Raw genomic sequence first — 6,735 nt, forward strand, 5'->3', positions numbered from 1 at the left:
ATGTTATGAGGTACAGTAATCGAAATGTTCCTTGAGAGTGTTGTCCCATGAAAAGCCTGAAGAATGGGCACGCATAGCGTAAAAAATGGTTTTCCCTTCTGCCCATTACCCATTACCCTTCTGCCGCGCGAAGCGCTGTAACTAGCGGGCAAGATGCCCGCACTCCTAAAACCTTTAATATTAAGGCGTGGGAGCGTCTCGCTCCCTAGCTCCTTAATGAGTTGCCGATCGCCTGGACTACCCGATCCAAACCCACGGAATGGGAGGCTTTCAATAAAATGCGATCGCCTGGTTGCATGAATGCTTTGAGCCGTTCAATTAAGGCTTCCTGGGTGCGATATCTTTCACAGGGGATCTCCTGGATACCCTGGGCAATGCCTTCTGAGTCTGGATCGTCTTCTAAAACCATTACCCGATCGAGATGCAGTTTTTCCGCCCATTCTCCCACTTGGCGATGATATTCAAAGGACTGCTCGCCTAGTTCTTTCATGGTTCCTAAGACGGCTATATGGCGATCGCCGGGAGTTTCGGCCAATAAGTCTAAGGCCGCTTTCATGGATTCTACACCGGCATTATAGGTTTCATCGAGCAGCACTATATCTTGCGGTAAAACATCACGTCCGGCTCGTCCGCTCGGTAAATTCACGGACAATCCCCCTTCTAGCCGCTTCCAGTCTAGCCCTAAGACCTGGGCTACGGCGATCGCCGCTAGATAATTAGACGCATTATGACGGCCCGGAAGGGGTAGGGGTAAGCGTACGCCTTCTAATTCCATGGTTTCTGTGTCGATCAATCTCCCGTGACAGTCCCCTCCCGTGAAGCCATAGGTGACGGTTTCACCCGACCAGACTGTAGCTGCTGTTTTCAGTAATCTCTGATTATCCGCATTCAAGATGGCTACTGAGTCTTTAGGCATTTTTGCCAGTAACTCACATTTAGCTTCGGCGATCGCCTGCTCCGATCCCAACAGTCCAATATGAGCCGTTCCCACATTCACAATCACCCCAATCGTCGGCCGGGCCAACTCCGAAAGCAAAGCAATTTGCCCCCGGCCGCGCATGGCCATTTCCAGTACCGCATAGTTATGAGTTCCTGATAATTCCAATAATGTTTTCGGAACTCCGATTTCATTATTAAAATTTTGTTGCGTTTTCAGAATACTTGCTGTAAAATTGCTACCCTGGAGATAGGCTAAAACCCTGGCAATTAATTCTTTCGTGGTAGTTTTACCACAAGATCCAGTAACCGCAATCAGGGGAATCTGAAACTGCCCTCTCCACCAACTGCCTAGGGTTTGATAGGCAGCCAATGTATCTTGAACTTGCAGTTGAAGACCCTGATGGGGAATGGGAGTATCAACAATAGAAGCGATCGCTCCCTTGGCGATCGCCTGGTCTACAAACTCATGGCCATCAAAGCTTTCCCCTCGCAAGGCAACAAAAGCCGATCCAGAAGCCAGAGAACGGGTATCTGTCGAGACCCCCCTGACCTCTAGACTGGGGTCTAACTCCGGGCCATTGATGACCGTGGCCCCTAAAACATCAATTAACTCGGCAAGGGTTACCTGAAATGTCATAACGACTTAACTATTCCTTTAACCAACAGGCTGGCCTTCATTTTTGAAGTCTCAATTTCCAGGATACCTCATAAATTCACGCAATCTTTATAGAAAACCCGGATCAACAGGAGGAACTTTACCAAAAATTTAAAAAAAAATCGGTCAATTACAGGTAAATTATATAAAGGTCTTAGAAGCACTGGTCATTTTGATCCATCAATTCAACCCATTTATCATGGTTTATCCCGATCGGGTGTTGACAGGCTTTGATGCAAAATTCCCAAATTTAACGGATGCAGGGTGACCCCATTCAGGGGGAAAATAGGGGATAGATAGAGTCATATAATTTACTCAAAAAAAAATTATTGTAACTTCTAGGCGGAAACTCACCCGCCGACTGAGGAATCACTAACGAACTCGGGTCAACATATTGGTTGAGTCAAACACGAAGGGGATAACCCCCACATAACTCAAAACTAGGGGGATGTACAATGAATAGGGACATGATAACTGCGGGTAACCCATCCAATCGAATTGCACAAGAACAGGTCATCTATGACCATCTACTCGCTTGTGTCCAAGCGGAAACACCCGAGCAACTCGTCGATCGCTTTCGGAAACTATTTATCCAAGGACTCGGATACGAAAATAAAGACGTAGTTGCGGCCTTAAACCAGCTCACGGCCGCCAAAGGAGCAGAAGAAGACTTCAAGTTTGTGATTAACCGGTGTTGTCATATCCTGATCAACCAGTGGCGAACCCATCCCCAGCATCAGAGCAGCATTCCTGATTTAGTTGCCCTCTTCGAGAGAACCCGTGGTTCCGGTGGTGGCTTCACTCACATGCGCTCTCTTCGTCGTCTGCGCTCTTTGGTTCACGATTTTACCGAAACCGAGCAATATGTGACCCTTTCTCGGTTAGCAGAAGTCTTTAGTGCCCCCTCCCATCCAGCCGGGGATCAAGTTCCTCTAAAACAGCTTATCCACCGCTATCCCTATTTATATTCCCACTGCATGTTAAGCGACCAAAGCAGTTTAGAGCAACAGGATACAGTCAGACAGGTACAAACTCAAATGCAGCAGAAATTTGAGCAAAACCTGTCCCAGTATGTCACCTATCGAGTTCGCCAAAGCCAAATTCTGCGTGTAGCTTCTCCAGAAAAAGCCAAACGACTGGTTAAACCCCAAGAAAATCCGACCCTATTGAGCGATCGCGAATTAGTCGGGGCACTCAAACACTATGTGGGTAAAGTCGAAGGATCGTATACCCATCGAGACCTCGCTCAATCGTTTATCACCCATACCCATCAGGTGAGAACCTTCAAAGATTACAAAGACAGTCTCTATGAATATCTCTCCACCTCCGTTGACTCCAGCTATGGTCAACGAAAGTTCAACAACCAACTCTATAATCAGCTCAGTAACACCCTCTCCGACAGCGACGACCAAAAACCGAGCGACTTCCTAGCGATCCGCACGTGCAGTCAACTGCTCAACTTTATGGTGGTTCAAGGTCAAAAAAATCCCCAACACTATACCTTTATTGACCTGCTCTCCAACAATGGCCCCACGGCCACCATTGGATTATTGTTGAAAATTGTCCTCATCTGCCGTAAAGTTAAACCCTACTTAGAAAAGCGGTTAGCCATCCTCTATAACCACTATGAAAGCTCCACAAAGTCAACCGTTTCCTGGTTGGTTCATGCCCTCGAACACATGAATGTGGCTCTAAGTACCAACTTCGGTAAGGTCGATCTGTCGATCCTTCGCTAAACCCGCCCCACCCCTGGGAAATAGAAATCGGGTTTCTCCGTTATCCTGTGGTTGGTTTCCTGAACTTGGGAATTTAATTGACGATCGCCCCAAAATCCGCCAATACCCGCCCATGATTGCGGAGAATTCCCAGTAAATTCAACCGGTTACTTTGTATCTTTGGATCTTCAGCCATAACGAGAACGCTATCTTCCCCATCGAAGAAGCGACTCACCGTAGGCGCAATTTCCGCTAAAGCATCGACCAAATCTTGATAGTTGCGGGTTTCCTGACAGCGTTGAGTTTGGGAAACAATTTTTACCATGGCATCATAGAAGGCTTGTTCTGAGGCTTGCTCGAATAGTTCCGGTTTGACGACTCCCACGGGATCGAGTTGTTCTTTGTCCAAACTTCCCTTAACCGCTAACCGGGTGGAACGGTTGACGGTGGGGTAAATCTCGTCTAACTTGCCAGATGTGCGGATTTCTTGCAAAAATAGGGCGCGTTTGAGCAAGTCTAGCAGATCGGCTAAGGAGCGACTGGCATATTCGGGGTCATTTTCCCCTAAAACCGCATTTACGAGATCGTAATCAATGCCTTTGTCTTCCTGAAGTTGGGTACGGATGCGTTGCTCGAAAAAGTCTTCTAAGGTGGGGACTAAATCGGGAAGATCCCTATTGGGCCAACAGGAGGCTACACTATCCACCAGGAGTTGATGTAGATCCAGGGGGAAGTTGGCATCCCAGGTAACACTAATGATGGCATTGGCAGCGCGTCTGAGGGCAAAAGGATCGGAGGAACCCGTGGGAATCATACCTAAACTAAAGATACTGATTAAGCTGTCCAGGCGATCGCCTATTCCCACCACTTGACCCACCAAACTCTGTGGTAAACTATCCCCAGCGCCTTTGGGCAGATAATGCTCCACAATCCCCGTCGCAACGGCTTCTTGTTCTCCACTGCCAAGGGCATACTTTTCTCCCATCACGCCCTGCAACTCTGGGAACTCGTACACCATTTGGGTGACTAAATCTGCTTTACATAATAGGGCCGTGCGATCGCATAATTCCCGCTCTGACTCACCTAACTGGAGTTGCTCGGCCAAAACCCGAACACAAGTGCGAATACGCTCCACTTTATCGCGAACGGAGCCTAATTTTTCCTGAAATGTGACCGTTTCTAGCTTCTCCACATAACTTTCCAGGGGTTTAGCTAAATCCGCTTGATAGAAAAACTGACCATCAGCCAGTCTAGCGCGAATCACCCGCCCATTTCCCTGGGCAATCAAGTCAGATTTTGCCGGGTCACCATTGGAAACGGTAATAAAATAGGGCAACAGTTCTGCTGATGTTTCCGATTTAAACACGGGGAAATAGCGTTGATGGGACTCCATTTCCATGGTCGTCACTTCCGTGGGGAGTTGCAGAAATTCCCGATCGAACTTGCCAGTTACTGCGGTGGGATATTCGACTAAGTTGGTAACTTCTTCTAGTAAATCGGGGGAAATACGCGCATATCCCCCTAACTTTTCCGCACACGCTTTCACTTGAGCTTTAATGGTCTCTTGCCGTTTTTGGGGGTCAACCTGAATAAAAATCGACTCCATGGCCTGTAGATAGTCCGATGCTTGGTCAAGACTCACCGGTTGAGGATGGAGGACGCGATGGCCATAGGAGAGGCGATCGCCGACAATTTGAGTAGAACCATTTTCGAGTACAATCGGCAATACCTCCTGATCGAACAGAGCCACCAACCAGCGAATGGGACGGGGAAAGCGAATCTGACCATCCCCCCAACGCATAAACCGTCGTCCTTGTAACCCCGAAATCCATTGGGGAACCCATTGGGTCAAGAGTTCAGAAAGCAAACGTCCGGGGATTGGTTTGCGAATAAAGACAAAATCGCCTTTTTCTGTCGGTCGAATCTGGAAATCTTCTACATTTACCCCTTGCTTTCTAGCAAATCCTTCTGCGGCCTTTGTCGGTTTCTGGTCTTTAAATGCAGCTTTCGCGGGGGGGCCTTTTACTTCTTCTTCTCGGTCAGGTTGTTGCTGGGGTAAACCCTGAATGAGAACAGACAGACGACGGGGAGTCCCATAGACCTCGATAGTGGTGGGGGTAAGCAGTTCGTCTGCTAAACTCTGGCCAATGAGCGATCGCCACTGACTCATAGCACTAGCGATAAAATCAGCAGGGAGTTCTTCTGTACCAACTTCTAAGAGGAATGTAGACATAGAGCGCTTCGCGCGATAATGGGTAATAGGTAATGGGCAGGAGGGAAAATCATTTTTATCGCTGGAGTCCTTAGTTTACCTTACTCTGGCTCTGATTGACCCAAAATACACCCATCAGAATCATAGCACCGGCGATCGTCCCATTCCCATTCCCCATTCCCTCTTGCCTCGCCCACAGCGCTATATCAACCCTCTTACCCCTTACCTTTTGGAACTTGACAAACAAACTTGGGTGATTTTTTGAAACTCTACCGAGCTTTGCGCCACAATATAAGATGAGGCTTTGTGATAGACGTTTAACCTAAACACCCATGAGTAACAGTTCCAACTTTCTCAATGACATTCGCGAAGCAAAGGGGCAACTGATTGTCGGCCCCAATGTGATTCCTAATGCCCTTCCCTATGTCGGTGGAGGTCTGGTTTTAACTGCCCTAGGAACCTATGGCGGTTTAACCGTAATCAACACGAACCCTGGTATCTTCATGCCCACCTTTATTGTGGCCATGATTGCTGAGTTAGTGCTTTTCTTCATCGCTAGAGGAGTTGCTGAAAAAGCGAATAACAGCACGGCTTTGCCCTTACTGGCAACCTATAGTCTCCTCTCCGGTTACACCCTCAGTGGCTTAGTTTACGTTGCCCTAGGGACTCAAGGGGTAGGCATCCAAGGCATTGCCTTTGCCGCTCTCGGTTGTGGAGTCGCTTTTGTTCTCGCCCGTCAAATTGGATCAAATCTATCTGAGCAAGATGGTTTGGCCTTAACGCAAACGATTCAAATGGCCTTAGTTGCCTTTGTCGTCGTTATCTTAGCCCAATTTATCTTTGCTCTGTTTGGCGTTTATACTCCCAACTGGTTAGAAATTGCCATTTCTGGTTTTGGGGTTTTCCTCTTCTGTGGCGTTGCCGTAGTCGATTTCTTTATTCTTCCCCGTACCTATCAGGATGAGCAATATCTATCGGCTGCCTTGTCGATGTACCTAACCTACATTAACTTGTTTGTGTTTATCTTGCGCCTCCTGATTGCTATTTTTGGCCGAGATTAAGAGAGTAATGAAGTGACATACTCCCACACTAAGCTGACGCTATAGTGTGGGCTTCTCGCTTCGCAGTCCCGCTATTGCGTCGGACTCCACGAGCTTTAAGGACGCAATGCCCTGCCGCCCTATTTTTTATGTTTATTGCCCCATTCAAGTCAC

At 47.8% G+C, this 6,735-nt stretch carries 4 protein-coding genes; 2 read left to right on the forward strand and 2 right to left on the reverse strand.

What is annotated here, in order from left to right:
* Positions 1–205 precede the first annotated feature (205 nt).
* Positions 206–1,576 carry a UDP-N-acetylmuramoyl-tripeptide--D-alanyl-D-alanine ligase gene (locus PJF56_RS06730; RefSeq protein WP_283761879.1) on the reverse strand — a complete coding sequence of 457 codons (1,371 nt, stop codon included), beginning with the start codon at positions 1,574–1,576 and terminating at the stop codon, positions 206–208.
* A 473-nt stretch (positions 1,577–2,049) separates the two neighbouring features.
* Here PJF56_RS06730 and PJF56_RS06735 point away from each other — a divergent pair, with 473 nt between their 5' ends.
* On the forward strand, positions 2,050–3,330 hold the full coding sequence (locus PJF56_RS06735; protein WP_283761880.1) for a hypothetical protein: 1,281 nt from the start codon (positions 2,050–2,052) through the stop codon (positions 3,328–3,330).
* 73 nt (positions 3,331–3,403) lie between these two features.
* Here the strand turns inward: PJF56_RS06735 and glyS are convergent, their stop codons facing one another.
* Positions 3,404–5,542 carry a glycine--tRNA ligase subunit beta gene (gene glyS / locus PJF56_RS06740; RefSeq protein WP_283761881.1) on the reverse strand — a complete coding sequence of 713 codons (2,139 nt, stop codon included), beginning with the start codon at positions 5,540–5,542 and terminating at the stop codon, positions 3,404–3,406.
* Between the two features lie 311 nt (positions 5,543–5,853).
* Here glyS and PJF56_RS06745 point away from each other — a divergent pair, with 311 nt between their 5' ends.
* Complete coding sequence (locus PJF56_RS06745; protein WP_283761882.1) at positions 5,854–6,582, forward strand: Bax inhibitor-1/YccA family protein; 729 nt, start codon at positions 5,854–5,856, stop codon at positions 6,580–6,582.
* Positions 6,583–6,735 lie beyond the last annotated feature (153 nt).

Origin of the sequence: Roseofilum halophilum BLCC-M91 (assembly GCF_030068445.1) — a bacterium.
Taxonomy (GTDB): Bacteria; Cyanobacteriota; Cyanobacteriia; order Cyanobacteriales; family Desertifilaceae; genus Roseofilum; species Roseofilum halophilum.